25 protein-coding genes are annotated in these 19,647 nt (G+C 69.7%); 16 read left to right on the top strand and 9 right to left on the bottom strand.

Annotated features, from left to right (window positions below; genetic code table 11):
- Positions 1–211: 211 nt before the first annotated feature.
- Positions 212–640 carry a protoporphyrinogen oxidase HemJ gene (gene hemJ / locus ACFOWB_RS04335; protein WP_261401175.1) on the bottom strand — a complete coding sequence of 143 codons (429 nt, stop codon included), beginning with the start codon at positions 638–640 and terminating at the stop codon, positions 212–214.
- A 222-nt stretch (positions 641–862) separates the two neighbouring features.
- Positions 863–1,930 (bottom strand): uroporphyrinogen decarboxylase, encoded by a 1,068-nt coding sequence (hemE, locus tag ACFOWB_RS04330; protein WP_378145869.1) that lies wholly within the window; start codon positions 1,928–1,930, stop codon positions 863–865.
- Between the two features lie 339 nt (positions 1,931–2,269).
- Here hemE and ACFOWB_RS04325 point away from each other — a divergent pair, with 339 nt between their 5' ends.
- Genes ACFOWB_RS04325 through dnaQ form a run of 6 tightly spaced genes read left to right on the top strand, consistent with a single transcriptional unit; the run spans position 2,270 to position 6,122 of the window.
- Positions 2,270–3,142 (top strand): pyruvate, water dikinase regulatory protein, encoded by an 873-nt coding sequence (locus ACFOWB_RS04325; RefSeq protein ID WP_378145867.1) that lies wholly within the window; start codon positions 2,270–2,272, stop codon positions 3,140–3,142.
- Positions 3,139–3,756 (top strand): Maf family protein, encoded by a 618-nt coding sequence (locus tag ACFOWB_RS04320; protein WP_378145865.1) that lies wholly within the window; start codon positions 3,139–3,141, stop codon positions 3,754–3,756. The genes ACFOWB_RS04325 and ACFOWB_RS04320 overlap by 4 nt, the downstream gene beginning before the upstream one ends.
- Entirely contained in the window at positions 3,753–4,586 is an 834-nt protein-coding gene (locus ACFOWB_RS04315) for a shikimate dehydrogenase (protein WP_378145863.1), read from the top strand. Before ACFOWB_RS04320 ends, ACFOWB_RS04315 begins: the two co-directional genes overlap by 4 nt.
- 16 nt (positions 4,587–4,602) lie before the next feature.
- Entirely contained in the window at positions 4,603–4,821 is a 219-nt protein-coding gene (locus ACFOWB_RS04310) for a hypothetical protein (RefSeq protein WP_261401176.1), read from the top strand.
- On the top strand, positions 4,818–5,402 hold the full coding sequence (gene coaE, locus ACFOWB_RS04305) for a dephospho-CoA kinase (RefSeq protein ID WP_378145861.1): 585 nt from the start codon (positions 4,818–4,820) through the stop codon (positions 5,400–5,402). The genes ACFOWB_RS04310 and coaE overlap by 4 nt, the downstream gene beginning before the upstream one ends.
- A 12-nt stretch (positions 5,403–5,414) precedes the next feature.
- Positions 5,415–6,122 (top strand): DNA polymerase III subunit epsilon, encoded by a 708-nt coding sequence (gene dnaQ / locus ACFOWB_RS04300; protein ID WP_378145859.1) that lies wholly within the window; start codon positions 5,415–5,417, stop codon positions 6,120–6,122.
- A gap of 347 nt (positions 6,123–6,469) precedes the next feature.
- On the opposite strand, the gene secB is transcribed toward dnaQ, so the two are convergent.
- Together secB and ACFOWB_RS04290 are read right to left on the bottom strand one after the other, a co-directional pair.
- Positions 6,470–6,946 (bottom strand): protein-export chaperone SecB, encoded by a 477-nt coding sequence (gene secB, locus ACFOWB_RS04295; RefSeq protein ID WP_261401178.1) that lies wholly within the window; start codon positions 6,944–6,946, stop codon positions 6,470–6,472.
- A gap of 124 nt (positions 6,947–7,070) precedes the next feature.
- Positions 7,071–7,523, bottom strand: a complete 453-nt coding sequence (locus ACFOWB_RS04290) for an FxsA family protein (protein ID WP_261401179.1) — start codon at positions 7,521–7,523, stop codon at positions 7,071–7,073.
- Between the two features lie 206 nt (positions 7,524–7,729).
- On the opposite strand from ACFOWB_RS04290, the gene ACFOWB_RS04285 reads away from it, so the two are divergent.
- The 3 genes from ACFOWB_RS04285 to ACFOWB_RS04275 are packed head-to-tail and all read left to right on the top strand — an operon-like array spanning position 7,730 to position 10,141.
- Positions 7,730–8,440 (top strand): Tim44/TimA family putative adaptor protein, encoded by a 711-nt coding sequence (locus ACFOWB_RS04285; protein ID WP_261401180.1) that lies wholly within the window; start codon positions 7,730–7,732, stop codon positions 8,438–8,440.
- Positions 8,441–8,453: 13 nt separating this feature from the next.
- Entirely contained in the window at positions 8,454–9,587 is a 1,134-nt protein-coding gene (mltA, locus tag ACFOWB_RS04280) for a murein transglycosylase A (RefSeq protein ID WP_378145856.1), read from the top strand.
- Positions 9,584–10,141 carry a Smr/MutS family protein gene (locus tag ACFOWB_RS04275; protein ID WP_261401182.1) on the top strand — a complete coding sequence of 186 codons (558 nt, stop codon included), beginning with the start codon at positions 9,584–9,586 and terminating at the stop codon, positions 10,139–10,141. Before mltA ends, ACFOWB_RS04275 begins: the two co-directional genes overlap by 4 nt.
- A gap of 72 nt (positions 10,142–10,213) precedes the next feature.
- On the opposite strand, the gene ACFOWB_RS04270 is transcribed toward ACFOWB_RS04275, so the two are convergent.
- From ACFOWB_RS04270 to ACFOWB_RS04250, 5 genes are all read right to left on the bottom strand, one after another.
- The gene (locus ACFOWB_RS04270; protein WP_261401183.1) at positions 10,214–10,498 is read right to left on the bottom strand and encodes a hypothetical protein; all 285 of its coding nucleotides are present in this window, start codon (positions 10,496–10,498) and stop codon (positions 10,214–10,216) included.
- 350 nt (positions 10,499–10,848) lie between these two features.
- Entirely contained in the window at positions 10,849–11,577 is a 729-nt protein-coding gene (locus ACFOWB_RS04265; protein ID WP_378145853.1) for a hypothetical protein, read from the bottom strand.
- A gap of 198 nt (positions 11,578–11,775) precedes the next feature.
- Positions 11,776–13,068: an ATP-dependent protease ATPase subunit HslU gene (gene hslU, locus ACFOWB_RS04260; protein ID WP_378145851.1), complete on the bottom strand. Its 1,293-nt coding sequence runs from the start codon at positions 13,066–13,068 to the stop codon at positions 11,776–11,778.
- A gap of 203 nt (positions 13,069–13,271) precedes the next feature.
- Positions 13,272–13,820: an ATP-dependent protease subunit HslV gene (gene hslV, locus ACFOWB_RS04255; RefSeq protein WP_261401186.1), complete on the bottom strand. Its 549-nt coding sequence runs from the start codon at positions 13,818–13,820 to the stop codon at positions 13,272–13,274.
- A 220-nt stretch (positions 13,821–14,040) separates the two neighbouring features.
- Positions 14,041–14,589 carry a Dps family protein gene (locus tag ACFOWB_RS04250; RefSeq protein ID WP_261401187.1) on the bottom strand — a complete coding sequence of 183 codons (549 nt, stop codon included), beginning with the start codon at positions 14,587–14,589 and terminating at the stop codon, positions 14,041–14,043.
- 214 nt (positions 14,590–14,803) lie between these two features.
- Between ACFOWB_RS04250 and hisB the strand changes: the two genes are divergently transcribed.
- The 7 genes from hisB to coaA all read left to right on the top strand — a co-directional run bounded on the left by hisB (position 14,804) and on the right by coaA (position 19,462).
- Positions 14,804–15,397, top strand: coding sequence for an imidazoleglycerol-phosphate dehydratase HisB (hisB, locus tag ACFOWB_RS04245; RefSeq protein ID WP_261401188.1), 594 nt, complete (start codon positions 14,804–14,806; stop codon positions 15,395–15,397).
- Positions 15,398–15,413: 16 nt separating this feature from the next.
- A complete protein-coding gene (locus tag ACFOWB_RS04240) occupies positions 15,414–15,905 on the top strand; it encodes a DUF2628 domain-containing protein (protein ID WP_378145848.1) in 492 nt (163 codons plus the stop codon).
- Positions 15,902–16,537: an imidazole glycerol phosphate synthase subunit HisH gene (gene hisH, locus ACFOWB_RS04235; protein WP_261401189.1), complete on the top strand. Its 636-nt coding sequence runs from the start codon at positions 15,902–15,904 to the stop codon at positions 16,535–16,537. Before ACFOWB_RS04240 ends, hisH begins: the two co-directional genes overlap by 4 nt.
- Positions 16,534–17,268, top strand: a complete 735-nt coding sequence (gene hisA / locus ACFOWB_RS04230; protein ID WP_378145845.1) for a 1-(5-phosphoribosyl)-5-[(5-phosphoribosylamino)methylideneamino]imidazole-4-carboxamide isomerase — start codon at positions 16,534–16,536, stop codon at positions 17,266–17,268. The genes hisH and hisA overlap by 4 nt, the downstream gene beginning before the upstream one ends.
- Entirely contained in the window at positions 17,268–18,050 is a 783-nt protein-coding gene (hisF, locus tag ACFOWB_RS04225; protein WP_261401190.1) for an imidazole glycerol phosphate synthase subunit HisF, read from the top strand. Before hisA ends, hisF begins: the two co-directional genes overlap by 1 nt.
- Before the next feature lie 135 nt (positions 18,051–18,185).
- Positions 18,186–18,506 carry a phosphoribosyl-ATP diphosphatase gene (locus ACFOWB_RS04220; RefSeq protein WP_261401191.1) on the top strand — a complete coding sequence of 107 codons (321 nt, stop codon included), beginning with the start codon at positions 18,186–18,188 and terminating at the stop codon, positions 18,504–18,506.
- Complete coding sequence (gene coaA / locus ACFOWB_RS04215; protein ID WP_261401192.1) at positions 18,506–19,462, top strand: type I pantothenate kinase; 957 nt, start codon at positions 18,506–18,508, stop codon at positions 19,460–19,462. The genes ACFOWB_RS04220 and coaA overlap by 1 nt, the downstream gene beginning before the upstream one ends.
- Positions 19,463–19,647 lie beyond the last annotated feature (185 nt).

The raw sequence follows: 19,647 nt of genomic DNA, 5'->3' as shown, positions 1-19,647 counted from the left end.
TCGTCGGTCCATGAGGCGCGACGGCGTGTCGTGACGGGCGCCGAGACCGGCGATGCGTCTGGGAGGGGGGCCGCGGAAGCGATCGCGAGGGCCGCGACGGCTTTTCGCCTGAGCTACGGACGCGGTCCGACTCCGAGGCTGTGACGTACATACCGGCTCAGCCCCGGCTTCACAAGCCTCGAGAGCCGTCTTTCACGCCGATGTTCCCGCTTCAGAACGGCTTGACGATCACCAGGATCACGATCCCGATCATCAGCACGGTCGGGACTTCGTTGAGAATGCGGAAGTAGCGCTGCGATTTCGTGTTCCGGTCCTCGGCGAATTCGCGCACGTGTTTCACGAGCTTTCCGTGCACGGCCGACATCGCGATCACGAGCGCGAGCTTGCCGTGTAGCCAGCCGGACGACATCCAGCCGCCCTGCCAGATGAGGACGATCCCCGCGAGCCAGGTCACCGCCATCGCGGGGTTGGAGATCGCCTTGAGCAGGCGCCGCTCCATCACCTTGAAGGTCTCGGACTGGGCGGAGCCGACCGGCGTCACGGAATGATAGACGAAGAGCCGCGGCAGATAGAGCATCGCGGCCATCCAGGCGATGACCGCGACGACGTGCAGGGCCTTGATCCAGAGATAGACGTCCATCGGCCCTCGCCGTCGTCCCGGCCGCAGCGAAGCGGAGAGCCGGGATCGTTCTCAACCAAATCGCGGCCGTCATCCCCCGGATTGTCCGGGGGACCCAGTCCGGATCACAGACCACCGCGCTCGCCGAACCGCGGACGCCCCGGGAAGCCGGGGCATGACGAGCCTTGTTCCAAGCGCCGCCACGGCTCGGCCCGACGGCCGTCCGGAATGGCGACTGTCGCGTCAGCCCTTGCCCCGCGCCCGCTTCACGAGCTGCGCCACGTGCTCCGGCGGCGTTTCCTGCCGCACTCCATGGCCGAGGTTCAGGATCATCGGATGGCCTCCCAGCGCCGCCAGGGCGTCGTCCACGGCCCTGTCGAGCGCCGCCCCGCCCGCCACCAGCGCGATCGGGTCCACGGCCCCCTGGAGCGCCCTGGAGGCGTAGACGGCGGATCGCGCGACCCGGAGGTCCTCCGACGTCGCGACGCCGAAGCCGTCGGCCGGCACCACGCCTGCGAAATCCGCGAGCTTGGCCCCGGCGCCGCGGGCGAAGGCGATGATCTTCGCGCCCGGAACTTCCGCCCTCACCCGCTCGCAGAGCTCGGCGATCGGCCGCGTCGACCAGCGGGCGAATTCGCCCGGAGGCAGATCGCCCGCCCAGCTGTCGAAGATCTGAACCGCGTCGGCGCCCGCCTTGAGCTGCGCGACGAGATGGGCGGCCGAGGCCGTGACGAGACGCTCGATCAGCTCGGCGAACACGTCCGGCTCGCGATAGGCCAGAAGCCGCGCAGGCGCCTGCTCCTCGCCGCCGCGCCCGCCGACCATGTAGGTCGCGACCGTGTAGGGCGCGCCGCAGAAGCCGATCAGCGCCTTCTCTCTCGAAAGCTCCTTCCTCACCCGCGACACGGTCTCGTAGACGGGCGCGAGCATGTCGAGGTCGATGGCGTCCTTCAGCCGGCCGAACTCGGCGAGCCCCGTCACCGGGTCGAGCCGCGGGCCTTCGCCTTCGACGAAGCGGACCTCCTGGCCAAGCGCATGCGGCACGACGAGGATGTCGGAGAACAGGATGGCTGCGTCGAGATCGAAGCGGCGGATCGGCTGGAGCGTGACCTCGGTCGCCATCTCTGGCGCATAGCAGAGATCGAGGAAGCCGCCCGCTTTGGCGCGCAGCTCGCGATATTCGGGAAGGTAGCGGCCAGCCTGCCGCATCAGCCAGATCGGAGGGACGGGAAGCGTTTCGCCCGACAGCGCCCGGATCAGGAGAGGCGTCGGCTCGGCACCGTTAACGCCTTTGGCCACAGCTTCGCTCACCCGATCGTCCTTCTTAAGAATCTCAGAGAAGACTCTTCTGCTTCTTTTTCTAGGGGGGCGGATTACAGGCGTTCCAGACGCTCCACAAGCGGTCCACAGGCGCCGGCTCCGTTAACCATTCGTTAACGATCTCAGATCTCAGCGCCGTTAACGAAGCGTTCACGGAAGTTAACAGAACCCTAACGGGCGCTCTCCCGGACCGCGTCGCTGTTGATGAAAATCGCCGGCTCAGCGAGAGTGCGGCTCCGTCTCCCCCCGAGGCGCGAATTCGTCCACAGCAGTCCACCGCGTCGTCGACTCCTTTTCCGACCTCGCGGCGGGCCCGGCGCGCCCTCCGAGATGTCCGCACCACGCTCCTCGTTCCACTTCCATCTGGTCTCCGACGCGACCGGCGAAACGCTGGTCGCGGTCGCCCGCGCGGCCGTCTCGCAATTCAAGAGCGTGGCGAGCGTCGAGCACGTCTATCCGCTCGTGCGCTCGGCCCGGCAGCTCGAACGGGTGCTGAACGAGATCGCGGAGGAGCCGGGCGTCGTGCTCTACACGCTCGTCGACGAGCAGCTGACGTCGGCGCTCGAGACCCGCTGCCGGGAGCTCGGATGTCCGTGCCTTGCCGTGCTGGCGCCGGTCTTCCAGCTGCTGCGCTCGCATCTGGGCGAAGAGAGCGCGGCCAAGGCCGGCGCGCAGCACGACCTCAACGACGACTATTTCAAGCGCATCGACGCGCTGAACTACACGATGGCTCATGACGACGGGCAGAACGCCGACGACCTCGAAGGCGCCGACGTGGTGCTGCTCGGCGTCAGCCGCACGTCGAAGACGCCGACCTCGATCTATCTCGCAAACCGCGGCGTAAAGACCGCCAATATTCCGCTCGTTCCGGACGTGCCGCCGCCGGCCGGCCTCGAGGGGCTGAAGGGCCCGCTCGTCGTCGGGCTGGTCGCGACGCCCGATCGGATCGTGGCGGTGCGTCACAACAGGGTGCTCGGGCTTGAAGGCAATATGACGGGGCGGCTGCAGGAAGCGGCCTATGTGGACCGCGACGCGGTGGCGTCCGAGATCGTGGCTTCGCGCCGTCTCTGCTCGCGCAACGGCTGGCCGATGATCGACGTGTCCCGCCGCTCGATCGAGGAGACGGCGGCGTCCGTGATCGCGATGCTCGGCGAGCACCGCGCGAAGCGGATTCAGGAAGCCCTCGCCGAGGTCGCTCCGTGAGCGCGCTCTGGCGCGACGCGGCTCTCTTGGTGCTGGCTTCGAAAAGCGAGATCCGGGCGCAGCTTCTGGAAAGCGCGCACATCCCGACCGAGATCCGAGGCGCGGAGATCGACGAGCGCGCCGTCGAGGCCTCGCTTTCGGGCGACGGCCTCAGCCCCGCGAGCGTCGCCGGCTCGCTTGCGGCCGCCAAGGCGATCGACGTCTCGTCGCGCATGCCCGGGCGCCTGGTGCTCGGCGCCGACCAGACGCTCGCGCTCGACGGCGAGCGCTTCACCAAGCCGAAGGACCGAGAATCGGGGCGAGCCCAGCTTCTCAAGCTCTCGGGCCGCACCCACACGCTCGCCTCCGGGGCAGCGCTGGTGCGGGACGGGGCGGTGCTCTGGAGCGGGATCTCCAAGGCCAACCTCACCATGCGCGAGCTGTCCGACGAGTTCGTCGAGATCTATCTCGACGTGACCGGCGAGGCCGCGCTGTCGAGCGTCGGCGGCTACCAGTACGAAGGCGCCGGCGTGCACCTCTTCGAGGAGGTGGAGGGCGACTTCAGCACCATCCTCGGCCTGCCGTTGCTTCTCGTGACCGCCGCATTGCGCGACATCGGGGCGCTCGCCTCGTGAAGCGCGCCTTCGTGACGGGCTGGCCGGTGCGGCATTCGCGCTCGCCGATGATCCACGGGCACTGGCTGAAGGCTTACGGAATCAACGGATCCTACGAGCACGCCGAAGTCGCGCCGGAGGATTTAGAGGCCTTTCTGCGCGGATGCGGGGCGGACGGTTTCGTCGGCGGCAACGTCACCATTCCTCACAAAGAGGCGGCCTTTTCTTTGGTCGAGGCGGCGGACGGCGAGGCGGCGGCGCTCGGCGCGGTCAACACCGTCTGGCTCGACGGCGGCAGGCTCCACGGCGCCAACACCGACGGGCTCGGCTTTCTGGCCAATCTCGACGACGGCGCTCCGGGCTGGGACGAACGCAAGAGCGTCTCGGTGATTCTGGGCGCCGGAGGCGCGGCGCGCGCGGTGGCGCGGTCGCTTGGCCGGCGCGGTTTCGGCGCGGTCGTGGTGGCCAACCGCACCGCGGCGCGCGCGGCGGCGGTGGCGGCGCTCGCCGGCGAGGCGGGCCGCGCCGTCGGCTATGACGAGCTGTGGCGCTGGCTTCCCTCCGCCGACCTCGTGGTGAACGCCACCTCGCTCGGCATGACGGGCAAGGACCGGCTCGACGTCCATCTCGGCGAGCTGCCGGGCCACGCGGTCGTCAACGACCTCGTCTATGTTCCGCTCGAGACCGAACTGCTGGCGCAGGCGCGGGCGAACGGAAACCGTGCGGTCGACGGCCTCGGAATGCTGTTGCACCAGGCGGTTCCGGGCTTTGAACGGTGGTTCGGCGTGCGGCCGAAGGTGACGCCGGAATTGAGGGCGCTGGTCGAGGCGGACATCGCCGGACAGCGCTGACGACAGGGAGAAGACGATGGGAACCGTCGCCGCGCTCTTGGCGCTCAAGCTTCTGACGCTCGCAGGCTCGACCGCCACCACCGCCTGGCTCGTGAGCTTCCTGTTCTTCACCGAAACGCTCGCGGCCTATCGCTGGGAGCTGTTCCTCGGCGGCTTCGCGGCGATCGCGATCGGCGAGCTCGGCGCGGCGCTCCTCGGCAGGAAGGCCGCGAAGGACGCGACCACAGAGTCATGATCGTCCTCGGCCTCACCGGCTCGATCGGCATGGGCAAGTCGACGACCGCGAAGCTCTTCGCCGAGGAGGGCGCGGCCGTCCACGACGCCGACGCGACCGTGCATCGGCTCTATTCGGGCGCGGCCGCCCCTCTGGTCGAGGCCGCGTTTCCGGGAACGACCCGCGACGGGACGGTCGACCGCAAGGAGCTGGGGAGAAGGGTGATCGGCGACCCCGAAAGTCTCGCGCGGCTGGAGTCGATCGTCCATCCTCTCGTGCGCGAGGCCGAACGCCGGTTCCTCGACGAGGCGCGAGCCTCGGGCGCGAAAATCGCCGTTCTCGACATTCCGCTGCTGTTCGAGACCGGCCGCGACGCCGAGGTCGACGCCGTGGCGGTGGTCTCGGCGGGCGCGCAGGAGCAGCGGCGCAGGGTTCTGGAACGGCCGGGAATGACCGAAGAGACCTTCGAGAAGATCCTCGCCCGCCAGACGCCCGACGCCGAAAAGCGCGCGCGGGCGGACCTCGTGATCGACACGTCGCGCGGGATCGAGGCTGCGCGCGAGCAGGTGCGCGGGGCGATCGCGCGCTTCGCCGGGATCTGAGGAGAGTTTTTCTTGCGCGAGATCGTGCTCGACACCGAAACCACCGGCCTTGATCCGGCGACCGGCGACCGCGTGGTCGAGATCGGCTGCGTCGAGCTCCTGAACCGCATCCCGACGGGCACGAGCTACCACGTCTACATCAATCCCGAGCGCTCGATGCCCGAGGAGGCGTTTCGGGTGCACGGGCTCTCGAGCGAGTTCCTGTCGGACAAGCCGCGCTTCGCCGAGATCGCCGACGAGTTCCTGACCTTCATCGACGAGGACGCGCTCGTCATCCACAACGCGGCCTTCGACGTCGGCTTTCTCGACGCCGAATTCGCCAAGCTCGGAAAGCCCAAGATCAGCCGGTCGCGGGTGGTCGACACGCTGATGCTCGCGCGCCGCAAGAACCCGGGCGGCGCGGCCTCGCTCGACGCGCTCTGCGCGCGCTACGGCATCGACAACTCCAAGCGCACCAAGCACGGCGCGCTGCTCGATTCGGAGATCCTGGCCGAGGTCTATCTCGAGCTGCTCGGCGGCCGGCAGGCCTCTCTCGGCCTGTCGCAACTCTCCGGCCGGGGCGGGAAGGCCGGCTCTGCGGTGGCCCAGCGCCCGACGCCGCTTCCGCCGCGGCTCACCGACGCCGAGGTCGAGGCCCATCTCGCCTTCGTGGCGGGGCTCGGCGGAACGGTGCTGTGGCGGGAGTTTCTGGCCGAGCCGGACGCGGTCCAGCCGGGCTGACACGCCAGTGCGTGCTTCGAGACGGCCGGCGAAAGCCGGCCTCCTCAGCATGAGGTTGGTTGAGGAGACCAAAAACGGTCCTCATGCTGAGGAGCCGGCCATTTGGCCGGCGTCTCGAAGCACGCAGGTCCGTTCGATCAGGGAATCTTACGCGTCGCTCTGGACGACCGCCTCTTAGCGCGAACGTGGTCCAGCCGGGCTGACAGGCCAGTGCGTGCTTCGAGACGCGCCTTCGGCGCTCCTCGAGCCATGAGGATCGTCGAGGAAACCAAACGGTCCTCATGGCTCGAGGAGGCCGGCTTTCGCCGGCCGTCTCGAAGCACGCAGGTCCGTCCGATCAGGAAAGCTTACGCGTTGCCCTGGGCGGCCGCGGCCTCTTCGGCGCGGGCGCGGTAGAGGGCTGCGAAGTCCACCGGGTCGATCATCAGCGGCGGGAAGCCGCCGTTGCGGACCGAGTCGGCCACGATCTGGCGCGCGAACGGGAACAGCAGGCGCGGGCACTCGATCATCACCACCGGATGGAGCTGGTCCTCCGGGATGTTCACGATGCGGAACACGCCGCCATAGGAGAGGTCGACGCGGAAGATCAGCGTCTCGCCGTCCTTGGCCTGGCCCTGAATCGCGAGCTCGACCTCGAAATCCGTGTCGCCGACCTTGCGGGCGTTGACGTTCACGTTGATCTCGATCTGCGGCGAGGTCTGGCGCGGCGCGAGCGAGCGCGGCGCGTTCGGGTTCTCGAAGGAGAGATCCTTGGCGTATTGCGCCAGCACGTTGATCGCGGGCGCGTTGTTTTCGGCGCCGGGCGCGCCGTTGTTGCTGGCCATCGGTCGTCCCCTCGGGGGTTTTCGTCACGTGCCGCGGGGAGAAAACCGATCCGCGACGGGCGGCGCGAGGTAACACGCCGTCCGCGGAGCGGGCAAGCCGCAGGCCTGCCCGTCGTTCGAAGGATCAGGCCTTGCGGGGATCGGCCGCGGGCCGGATCTCGCGCCACTCCTGGGCGTCGAGGTCCAGCATATCGGGCGACGCCTGGCGGCTGGCGCGCACCGGCTCGGCCGTCGCCTTGTCGGCGCCGCCGAGGAAGCCGCGCAGGCGCCGGCGCACTTCCGGGATCAGCGCCATCACGCCGATCGCGTCGGTGATGAAGCCCGGCACTGCGAACAGCAGGCCGGCGAGGCCGCGCAGGCCGTGGTTCGCGTCGAGCGCGAACGACATCAGGCCGCCGTTCTGGCGGGCCTTGGCTTTGGCCTCGGTGACGAGCGAACCCAGCATCGCGACGCCGATCAAAGAGATCGCGACCTGCAGCAGCACCGCCTTGCCGAGCCCGATCGCGGAGGCGACCAGCGCGAAGGCGATGAGCTCCATCACCGGCAGCAGAAGGATGAGACCGAGAAGTCGGGGCATGACGTGTCCGTGAAACCGTCCCTTGATGCGCAGCGCGCGACGATAGCTTATGTGGGCCCTCGACCCCGTGGAGTTCAAGCGCCTGCGGAGCGCGACCGGAACGCGACTGGAATCGCGGGCCGATCTGCTCACATATAAGGCTTGGGCTCGACGGCCGCGCTTCACGTTTCGGGAAGCGCCGACCGCCACGACGACTGCGAGACGAGATGAACGACGGCTTCGATATCTACACGATCATCATCATCGTGCTGGCGGTGTTCATCTTCCTGCGGTTGCGCTCCGTGCTCGGCACGCGCACCGGAAACGAGCGTCCGCGCCAGGACACCTATGTGGGCCGCCCGCAGCCCGAGCAGCCCAAGGACAACGTCACCCCGCTGCCGCAGCGCCCGGCCGAGCCGGTCGGCCAGCCCGCCGAGCCCGCCGAGCCGGCGGGCGACCGCTGGGCGGGCGTCGCGGAGGCGGGCTCGCCGCTCGCGAGCGGGCTCGACGAGATCGCCCGGGCCGACGGCGGCTTCGATGCGCGCGAATTCGTCGGCGGCGCCAAGGCCGCTTATGAAATGATCGTGACCGCCTTCGCCGCCGGCGACCGCAAGACGCTGAAGCCGCTGCTCGCCAAGGAGGTGTTCGACAGCTTCTCGACCGCCATCGGCGAGCGGGAGGGCCGCGGCGAGACGGTCGAGTCGAACTTCGTCTCGATCGAGAAGTCCGAGATCACCGGCGCCGAAGTCGTCGGCCGCACCGCGCAGGTCACGGTGCGCTTCGTCTCGAAGCTCATCAGCGCGACCCGCGACCGGTCCGGCCAGGTCATCGACGGCAGCCCGACCGAGATCGCCGATCTCGTCGACGTCTGGACCTTCGCCCGCGAAGTGCCCTCGCGCGACCCGAACTGGCGGCTCGTCTCGACCGAAGCGATCTGACGAGGGCGTGACGATGGGCGGTCGGGGGGCCGCGATCGTGGTCCTGTCGACGGCGATCGGCTGCGCAGGCGGAGCCATGGCCGCGCCGGACAATCTCGAGCCCGTCGCCTTCTCCGAGCTCGCCGGCTGGGCGGCGGACGACCACGCCGCCGCCTTCACGCCCTTCGCCGCCTCCTGCCGCGCCATTCTCGAGAACCGGCCGCCCTCGAGGGCCGCCCAGCCCCCGGGCGAGGCGCTGACGCGCGTCTGCGCCGAAGCGGTCGGGCTCGGCCGGCCCGACGGCGCGCAGGCCAAGGCCTTCTTCGAGCGCGCGTTCCGGCCGTTCCGCGTCGGGACCGGCATGCTGACGGGCTATTACGAGCCGGAGATCGAGGGCTCGCGCGTCCGCACGGACCGCTTCGACACGCCGCTGATGGCCCGCCCGCGCGATCTCGTGACGATCCCGGACGGCGAGAGCCTGCCGGGGGTTGCCGCCGGCATGGGCGGGGCGCGCAAGGTCGGGGCCGGCTTCGAGCCCTATTACGACCGCAAGGCCATCGAGGACGGCGCGCTCGCGGGCCGCGGGCTCGAGCTCGTCTGGGCCGAGCCGGTCGACGCCTTCTTCGTGCACATCCAGGGCTCGACCCGCGTGCGCTTTTCCGACGGCAGCGCGATGCGGCTCGCCTTCGACGGGCGCAACGGGCGCAAGTTCACCGGGATCGGCCGGCTGATGCTCGACCGCGGCCTGCTCGCGAAGGGCTCGACCAGCATGGCGGCGATCCGCGCCTGGCTCGCGCAGAACCCGCGCGAGGGCGCCGCGCTGATGCGCGAGAACCAGTCCTACATTTTCTTCCGCAAGGACGAGAAGCTGACGCACGCCGACGGCCCGCTCGGCGCGCAGAACGTGCCGCTCGAGCCCGGCCGCTCGATCGCGGTCGACCGCGGGATCTGGTCTTACGGCCTGCCGTTCTGGCTCGACGGCCGGTTCCCGGACGGCGGCCAGATCCGGCTTCTGGCGGTGGCGCAGGACACCGGCTCGGCGATCCTCGGGGCCGCGCGCGGCGACTATTTCGTCGGGACGGGCGACGACGCTGGCGCGGTCGCGGGCGGCATGAAGCAGCAGACCGGCTTCACCGTGCTGCTGCCGCGCGAGGACGGCGGGCGGTGACCCGCCGTCGCCGGACGCCGAGCGAAGCCGAGCTCGCGCTGTGGGCCAAGGTCGCGGAGACGGTCGCGCCGCTTCCGGGCCGCCGTCTCGCGCTTCCGGCCGCGCCGGCGGTCTCCGCCTCGAGCGAACCTGCGCCCGCGCCCGCGGCCGAGACGTCCCCCGCGGCGCTCTCGGCGAAGACCGCGCCCGCGCCCACCCTCACCCCGCTTGCGCCGCTCGAGGCGCGGTTCCGCAGGCGGCTGGTGCGCGGCGTCGTCGAGATCGACGCGCGGATCGACCTTCACGGGCTGAGGCAGGAGGAGGCGCAGCGCCGTCTGGTCACCTTTCTCCAGGGCGCGCAGGCGCGCGGCCACAAGCTGGTGCTGGTGATCACCGGCAAGGGCGCGCCGGGCGCGGACGCCTACGCCGAGCGCGGCGTGCTGCGGCGGGCGGTCCCGATGTGGCTGTCCTCGCCAGCGGCGCGCGGCGTGGTGGTGGGGTTCGAGACCGCCGGCCCGACCCATGGCGGGACCGGCGCGCTCTATGTGCGGATCCGCAAGTCCGGACGGCTGTGAAAAAAGGCGGGAGCGGGGGCCCGGGAGGAGGCCCCCGCCCCCGGCGGGTCGCGACGTTGGCGGGGACCAGGGTCAGTCGCAGACCCGAACCTTGACGAAATAGGCATCGCCGTAGGCGTCGTAGCGCTTGCGCTTCTCGAGCCAGCAGTCGCGCTCGTAGGAGACGCCGCGCTCATAGGCGTCGGCGGAGCCGGCGGCGAGCGCGCCGAGCAGGAGGCCGCCGGCGACGCCGCCCGCGATGAAGGCCGCGTTGCGGACGGACCTGGCTTGCGCGGCGGGCGCGACGGCCGAGGCCATGACGGCTGCGGCGAGGAGGGCGGCGGCGGCCTTGCGGGCCTTGGAGGCGATGACGGTCATGGCGGTCCCCTTGGATCTTCCGGAGGAGCCGCGCCGATCGCGGCCCCGATGACTGTCAGTCGCGGGAGCCGGGGCGGAGGTTCAAAACGGATCGAAGATTTTTTTGCAGGGGCCGGGAGAGGCGTCGTCCGGGCGGCGAGGCCGGTCCGGGATCGTGATCGGGATGAGGTTCAGAACCTCGTCATGCCCCGGCTTGTCCGGGGCATCCACCGTTTGCAAGCCGTAGCGTCCAGTGGTCGTGCGTGGATCCCCCGGACAAGCCGGGGGATGACGACGGTGGCTTTTCCGTATTTCCGGAGAACGATCCCGACCTTACGGCTGCGCTTGCGCCGGGACGACGGTCCGGCGTCCTAAAAATCCTCGCGGCGGCCGTCGCCATGGACGATCGAGAGGCGGCGGGCCCCCGAGGGCGTCGTCGTGAGCCACAGGCTCGCGCCGTCGCGGCTGCGGAGCACGTCGAGGCGGTCCTCGCCCATGGCGCTCGACATCGAGACTTTGAGATCGCCGCCGGCGAGCGGATGTCCGCGGGCCTCGAGAATGGCGCGGCAGGCCGCCTGCGCCGCGGCGGCGCTGTCCTCGTCGGCCGTCACGGCCGCGCGCAGAGGGTTCTCGCCGATCCAGGCGTCCCACTCGCCCGCCCGCAGCTGGCGGGAGGCCTGAACATAGATGTTCTCGAAGTCCTGGTCGGGCTCGCGCTCGGGGAAGCACACCAGAAGCCGCACGTCGCCGAAATCCTGCTCGCGGTCCTCGCCGCCCTGAAGCGCCTCGGCGAGGAAGCCGGTGGGATCGCCCCGACCCGCCGCCGCGAACAGCTCGTTGACCACATGGATGAGCTCGACCATGACCTCGGCGCCCTGGCTCTCGTGGAAGATCGCCTGATGGCCGACCTGGAGGTCGCCGCTGTTCCTGCCCGACATGACGTGGGCGCTCAGCAGAAAATTCGGCTCGCCGCCCGGGACCAGCACCCGGCTGTAGTGATCGCGGGTGGCCGACGGCGCGCCGCCATACTGGTCGATGAAGCCGCGCTCGCGAAAATGCCGCTCGAGCGCGTCCGGGCTGCTGAACGGGTCCCTCGCCATTCGCGCCTCTCGGTTGATCGCCGCCGTCACGGGCTGGTCACGGCAAGGTGGTCTCGCCCGTGAGGGTTCTGCGCGCAAGGAGAAAGGCGGCGCGGGCCGTTGACGCCTGCGTCATCGGGACGGGCCGTCGGATCGCCGGAAAGCGCGGCGAGCACCCTGCCTCCCTCCCCCTTGGGACAGAGGAGGGAGGAGCGCCCGTCACAGAATGAAGCGGCTCAGATCCGCGTTCTTGGCGAGATCGCCGACGAACTTGCGCACGTAGTCGCCGTTCACGACGACGGTCTCGCCGTTGCGGTCGGTCGCGGAAAAACTGATCTCGTCGAGCACGCGCTCCATCACGGTCTGCAGGCGACGCGCGCCGATGTTCTCGACGGTGGAGTTCACCTCGACCGCGACGTCGGCGAGCGCCGCGACGCCGTCCTCGGTGATCTCGAGCGTCACGCCTTCCGTCGCCATCAGCGCCACGTACTGCTTGACGAGGCTGGCCTCAGTGTCGGTGAGGATGCGCACGAAGTCCTCGCGGGTGAGCGCGCTGAGCTCGACGCGAATGGGCAACCGGCCCTGAAGCTCCGGCAGCAAGTCGGAGGGCTTGGCCACATGGAATGCGCCGGACGCGATGAACAGGATGTGGTCGGTCTTCACCGGCCCGTGCTTGGTCGCGACGGTGGTGCCCTCGATCAACGGCAGCAGATCGCGCTGCACGCCCTCTCGGGAGACGTCGCCCGCCCGGCCCTCGCGGGCGCAGATCTTGTCGATCTCGTCGAGGAACACTATGCCGGCGTTCTCGACCGTCTTAATCGCTTCCGTGACGAGGCTCTCCTGGTCGAGCAGCTTGTCGCTCTCCTCGGCGATGAGGCCTTCGTAGCTGTCCTTCACGGTGACGCGCCGGGTCTTCTTCTGCCCGCCCATCCCCTTGAACATGTCGCCGAGCGAGATCATCCCGACCTGGCCGGGCATGCCCGGGATCTCCATCATGGGCGGGCCGGAGGCCGCGACCTCGATCTCGATCTCCTTCTCGTCCATGTCGCCGTCGCGCAGCTTCTTGCGGAAGCTCTCGCGGGTGGCGGGGCTGGCGGTGGCGCCGACGAGCGCCGTCAGCACGCGCTCCTCGGCCGCCATATGGGCTTTGGCCTGCACGTCCTTGCGCTTGGCGGTCCGCACGAGGCCAATCGCGGCTTCGAGCAGGTCGCGGACGATCTGCTCGACGTCGCGGCCCACATAGCCGACCTCGGTGAACTTGGTCGCCTCCACTTTCAGGAACGGCGCGTTGGCGAGCTTGGCGAGGCGGCGCGAGATCTCGGTCTTGCCGACGCCCGTCGGCCCGATCATCAGGATGTTCTTCGGCAGAACCTCCTCGCGCAGGTGGCCGGTGAGCTGCAGGCGCCTCCAGCGGTTCCGGAGCGCGATGGCGACCGCGCGCTTGGCGTCGCGCTGTCCGACGATGTGCCGGTCGAGCTCGGAGACGATTTCGCGGGGGGAGAGGTCGGTCATTGTTTTCTCGTGTCGGCGGCGCCGCCCAGCGGCCCAATGCGCCGGCCCGAAGCGCCGGCTGATGCGGAAACGGAGTGCGTGCTTCGAGACGCGGCCTTGCGGCCGCTCCTCGAGCCATGAGGAAGGACTCAGCTACGCAACGGTCCTCATGCTGAGGAGCTTGGCGACAGCCAAGCGTCTCGAAGCACGCAAGACATTTCGGATCACCCCTCCGTCTCCATGCTTTCGACGGTGAGGTTCTCATTCGTGTAGACGCAGATGTCGGCCGCGATCTTCATCGACTTGCGCACGATCGCCTCGGCGTCGAGGTCCATGTCGACGAGCGCGCGGGCGGCCGAGAGCGCGTAGTTGCCGCCCGAGCCGATCGCCGCCACCCCGTCCTCGGGCTCCAGCACGTCGCCGGTGCCGGTGATGACGAGCGCGGACTTTTTGTCGGCCACCAGCATCATGGCTTCGAGGCGCCGCAGGTAACGGTCGGTGCGCCAGTCCTTGGCGAGCTCGACGGCGGCGCGCAGCAGCTGGCCGGGATGCTGCTCGAGCTTGGCCTCGAGCCGCTCGAACAGCGTGAAGGCGTCGGCGGTGGCGCCGGCGAAGCCCGCGATCACCTCGCCCTTGGCGATGCGCCGCACCTTCTTGGCGGTCGCCTTCATCACGGTCTGGCCGAGGCTCACCTGGCCGTCGCCGCCGATGACGACGAGGCCGCCCTTCTTGACCAGCAGGATCGTGGTGCCGTGGAGAATGATGTCGGACATGGAGGCTCCGGGTCGAAATTCCGGAGCCTCAGGTAAGCATTCGCGACCCGTTCGCAACTGGCGGGCCGGCCATGCGCGAGATCTCTGACGAGCGCGCCGTCATGCCCGGCGAAGCCGGGTATCCACGACTTCGCTTGTCGAGCGCGTCGGCTCCAAGTCGTGGATACCCGCGCGAAGGCGCGGGCATGACGGCGGCGGGTCCGTCTAAACCCGCCGGCGTTCAGGTCCCGCGCGAGGCCTCGAACAGGAACCAGGCGCGCCGTTCGGCCTCGTCGATCCAGTTCTCGATCAGGCTCTCGGTCGCGACGTCGTCATGGTCGTCGCAGAGGTCGTGGACCTCGCGCAGCCGCACGACGTAGTCGAGCGTGTCCTGCCGGAGCTCCGCCAGCATCGAGTGCGGCGTCACGAAGTCCGCGTCGTTGTCGGCGACACGCTGGAGCCGCGCGATGTGCCCGATCGAGCGCAGCGTCGTGCCGCCGATCTTGCGGACGCGCTCGGCCATGTCGTCGGTGGTGGCGAGGATCTGGTCGGCCTGCTCGTCGAGCAGCAGGTGATAGTCGCGGAAGTGCGGTCCGCTCATGTGCCAGTGAAAATTCTTCGTCTTAAGGTAAAGCGCGAAGGTGTCGGCGAGCAGCGCGTTCATCGCGCCCGCGATGTCGGTGACGGCGTTGGTCGGCAGGCTCGTGGGCGTCGCGAGCGCCGCCTTGCGGCGGGCCTTGGCGCGCGAGGGGGTTTTCTTGGCGCCTTGAGCGGCAGGGGTCTTGGCCATGTCCGTATTCCTGGTGCGGCGTTGATGCGTAACAAGTCCGCAGGACGCGACCTTGTTCCAGAGCCGGGTTCGGGCGGCGCCGGCTCCCCGTCCGGCCGCGCATGAGCCATGCGGCGGGGACAGGGCGACGCGTTGGCCTTCTCGCGGTCTGCGTGCTAGTGACCCGCAAATTCCATGACATGCGCACGACGGACGTCGGCCGCGGAGACGGTTCATGCGAAAAGCCGAAGTGGTCCGTAAGACCGCCGAGACCGACATCATGCTGTCCGTGGACCTCGACGGGACCGGCGCGTCGAAGATCTCGACCGGCGTCGGCTTCCTCGACCACATGCTCGAACTGCTCTCGCGCCACGCGATGATCGACCTGGCCGTCACGGCCAAGGGCGACACCCATGTCGACTTCCACCACGTCACCGAAGACGTCGGCATCGCGCTCGGCCAGGCCTGCCGCAAGGCGCTCGGCGACATGAAGGGCCTGACCCGCTACGCCGACGCCTACATGCCGATGGACGAGACCCTCACCCGCGTCGCGATCGACGTCTCGGGCCGGCCGTTCCTCGTCTGGCGCACGGCGTTCCCGACGCCGAAGGTCGGCGAGTTCGACACCGAGCTGGTGCGCGAGTTCTTCCAGGGGTTTTCGACCCACGCCGCCGTGACGCTGCATGTCGAGACGCTCTACGGGGCCAATTCGCACCACATCGCCGAAAGCTGCTTCAAGGGGCTGGCGCGCTGCCTGAAGGCGGCGTTCGCGCTCGACCCGCGGGCCGGCGACCGCCTGCCCTCGACCAAAGAGCGCATCGGCGACTGACAGGACTGAAGAACTCATGCGCAACTGGCTGATCTACGAGCCCCCGGGCGGCGCCCGCGCGACGCTCGAGGACGCGGAAGGCTTCGTCACCGTCCGGGAGGGCTTCTCCAAGGCCGCCTTCCTGTTCGCGCCGTTCTGGCTCGCCTGGCGGCGCTGCTGGCATGCGCTCGGCGTCTGGGTCGCGGCCGTGCTCGGGGCGGCGCTGCTGATCGCGCTGCTCGACCTGAAGGACGGGGCCGCCACGGCGCTCATCGCTCTGCCGAGCGTCGCGGTCGGCTTCGAGGCCGCCTGGATCCGCGCTCGCGCGCTCGAGCGGCGCGGCTACGCGCTCGCAGGCTCCGCCCTGGCGCGGTCGCGCGAGGAGGCCGAAGCGCTGTTCTTCGTCGACTGGATCGAGGACGCCCGGGAGGCGCTCGAGGCGCCGCGCGCCGCGGTCTCCGCCGCGCCCTTCCGTCCCGCGCCCGCCGGCGTGCTCGGGCTCTTCCCCTCGCCGGGCGCCCAGAGGTGACGATCGCGGTCGTCGACTACGGGGCGGGCAATCTCCGCTCGGTCGAGAAGGCACTGGTGAAGGCCGGCGGGCAGGGCGTCGTCGTGACGTCCGATCCGCAGGTCGTCGCGGGCGCCGATCATGTCGTGCTGCCGGGCGACGGCGCCTTTCCCGACTGCCGGGCGGCGCTCGGCGCGGCCTCGGGCCTCGGCGAGGCGCTCGACGAGGCGGTGAAGCGCCGCGGCGCGGCGTTTCTGGGCATCTGCATCGGCATGCAGCTTCTCGCCACGCAGGGCGAGGAATACGAACCGACCCCGGGGCTCGACTGGATCCCGGGACGGGTCGTGCGCATCCAGCCCGGCGAAGCGGGGCTGAAGGTTCCCCATATGGGCTGGAACACGCTGCGCGCCCACCGCCCGCACGTGCTGACCGCCGGCCTCGACCTTGGGCCGCACGGCCTCCACGCCTATTTCCTGCACGCCTTTCACCTGAGCGCCGACGACCAGTCCGACGTCGTGGCCTCGGCCGACTATGGCGGCGAGGTCACGGCGCTCGTGGCGCGCGGCAACGTCGCGGGCGTCCAGTTCCATCCCGAGAAGAGCCAGCGCCTGGGGCTGGAGCTTCTCGCCAATTTCGTGCGGTGGCGCCCGTGATCCTCTATCCCGCGATCGACCTGAAGGGCGGCGAGGTCGTGCGCCTTCGCCAGGGCCTGATGGACAGCGCCACCGTCTACGGCGCCGATCCAGCCGCGCAGGCCGCGAGCTTCGCCGAGGCCGGCTTCGAGTGGATCCACGTGGTCGATCTCGACGGCGCCTTCGCGGGCGAGAGCCGCAACGCAGAAGCGGTGGAAGGCGTGCTCAAGCGCGTCGACGTGCCCGTCCAGCTCGGCGGCGGCATCCGCTCGATGGGTCAGGTCGAGGCGTGGCTCTCCCGCGGCCTCTCGCGCGTCATCCTCGGCACGGCGGCCGTGCGCGACCCGGACTTCGTGAAGGCGGCGGCCAAGGAACATCCCGGCAAGGTCGCCGTCGGCATCGACGCCAAGGACGGGCTCGTGGCGGTCCAGGGCTGGGCCGAGGTCTCCGACATGACCGCTCTCGACCTCGCCCGCCGCTTCGAGGACGCCGGGGTCTGCGCCATCATCTACACCGACATCTCGCGCGACGGCCTGCTGTCGGGCCTCAATCTCGAATCGACCCGGGAGCTCGCCGAGGCTGTCTCGATCCCGGTGATCGCCTCCGGCGGCCTCGCCGACATCGAGGACGTGAAGCGGCTCGTGTCACCCGAAAACGCCGCGATCGCGGGCGCCATCACGGGCCGCGCGCTCTATGACGGGCGGCTCGATCCGCGCGAGGCGATCGCGGTGGCGGGAAGGAAGGAGGCCTGATGCTGAAGACCCGCGTCATCCCCTGCCTCGACGTCAAGGACGGCCGCGTCGTGAAGGGCGTGCAGTTCGTGAATCTGCGCGACGCGGGCGATCCGGTCGAGGCAGCCATCGCCTATGACGCGGCCGGCGCCGACGAGCTCTGCTTCCTCGACATCACCGCAAGCCACGAGGAGCGGGCGATCCTCCTGGACGTCGTGGCCCGCACGGCGGAAAACTGCTTCATGCCGGTCACCGTCGGCGGCGGCGTGCGCTCGGTCGAGGACGTGCGCGCGCTGATGCTCGCCGGCGCCGACAAGGTCTCGATCATGTCGGCGGCGGTGAACGACCGCTCGGTGGTGGCGCGCGCGGCGGAGAAATTCGGGGCGCAGGCCATCGTGGTCGCGGTCGACGCCAAGAAGGTGTCGGGGCCAGGCGAAGCCGACCGCTGGGAGGTGTTCACCCATGGCGGGCGCCGGCCCACCGGGATCGACGCCGTCGAGTATGCGGCGGAAGTCGCGAGCCTCGGGGCGGGCGAGATCCTGCTGACCTCGATGGACCGCGACGGCGCCAAGGACGGCTACGACCTCGCGCTCACCCGCGCGGTCGTCGACGCGGTGCCGGTGCCGGTCGTCGCCTCGGGCGGCGTCGGCGCGCCCGAGCACATGGTCGAAGGCGTGATCATCGGCGGCGCGAGCGCGGTGCTGGCGGCCTCGATCTTCCATTTCGGCGAGTTCACCATCGGCGAGGCCAAGGCCCGCATGGCCGCCGCAGGCGTCGCGGTGCGGCTCGATCCGGGCGCCTGATCCGGGCTCTTTCGCGTCATTCTCTCGTCATTAAGACGAGTGCGCCACATGTCGCGCGACGCTTGGCGCGTCGGCGCCGCCGTGCAATGGATGCGGCGAACGGTATCGAGGCAACGCGATGATTTTCCCGCCGCCATGACCTTCACGCTCGACACGCTGGACGCCATCGTGGCCGCGCGATCGTCCGCGCAGGCCGACGAATCCTACACCCGCTCCCTCATCGAGGGCGGCCCGACGCGCTGCGCCAAGAAACTGGGCGAGGAGGGCGTCGAGGCGGCGCTCGCCTGCGCGGGCGGCACCAAGGTCGAGCTCGCGGCCGAGGCCGCGGACGTGCTCTACCATCTGCTCGTCGCGCTGAGGTCGCGCGGGGTGCCGCTGTCGGACGTCATGTCGGTGCTCGAGAAGCGCACCGAGCAGTCGGGCCTCGCCGAAAAGGCCTCCCGAAAGGCGAAGTGATGGACGACCGGCCGAAGCTTCCGAGCCTCTCGCCCTACACCACCTTTTCGCGCAAGGAGTGGGCGGCGCTGCGCGCCGACACGCCGATGACGCTTGACGACGCCGACCTCGCGCGTCTCGCCTCGCTCAACGACCCGATCGACATTTCCGAGGTCGAGCAGATCTACCTGCCGATCGCGCGTCTCCTGGCCTTCTACGTCGCGGCCCGCCAGCAGCTGTTCCGCGCGACCCAGCGCTTCCTCGGCCATTCGGAGACGCGCGTGCCTTACGTCGTCGCGGTGGCGGGCTCGGTCGCGGTCGGCAAGTCGACCACCGCCCGCGTGCTGCGCGCGCTGCTCGCCCGCTGGCCCGACATGCCGAAGGTGCAGCTCGTCACCACCGACGGCTTCCTGCTGCCGAACGCGATCCTGAAGCGCGAAGGGCTGATGCAGCGCAAGGGGTTTCCCGAGAGCTACGACGTGCAGGCGCTGCTGCGCTTCGTCTCCGACATCAAGGCCGGCAAGGCCCATGTCACCGCGCCGGTCTACAGCCACCTCGTCTATGACGTGCTGCCGAACGAGCGCGAGACCATCGAGCAGGCCGACATCGTGATCCTCGAAGGCCTCAACGTGCTCCAGATCGGCGAGCGGCCGAAGAACGGGCGCGTCATGCCGCATGTCTCGGACTTCATCGACTTCGGCATCTATCTCGACGCCGACGAGCCGCTGCTGCACCGCTGGTACGTCGAGCGCTTCATGCGGCTTCGCAACACCGCGTTCCGCGACCCGCAGTCCTATTTCCGCAAATACGCCGAGGTGTCGGAGGAGGAGGCGCTCGCCACCGCCGAGACGCTGTGGAACGACATCAACCTGCCGAACCTGCGCGAAAACATCCGCCCGACGCGCCCGCGCGCCGATCTCATCCTGCGCAAGGGCCGCAGCCACCGCATCGAGGAAGTGCGGCTCCGGAAGATTTGAGACGCCGGGCCGTCGTCCCGGCCGAAGCGCGAGCGGAGAGCCGGGATCGTCTTCCGAAAAGACCGCGTGAACCTCGTCATGCCCCGGTTCGTCCGGGGCATCCACTCATCCGCCACGCTGTGCGCTCGCTGATCTGGCGTGGATCCCCCGGACAAGCCGGGGGATGACGATGGCGGCTCAAAGCG

It is taken from the genome of Chenggangzhangella methanolivorans (assembly GCF_042648545.1).
GTDB lineage: Bacteria > Pseudomonadota > Alphaproteobacteria > Rhizobiales > Methylopilaceae > Methylopila > Methylopila methanolivorans.
Note: the sequence above shows the minus strand (reverse complement) of the source record. Positions and strands in the feature narration are given on the sequence as shown.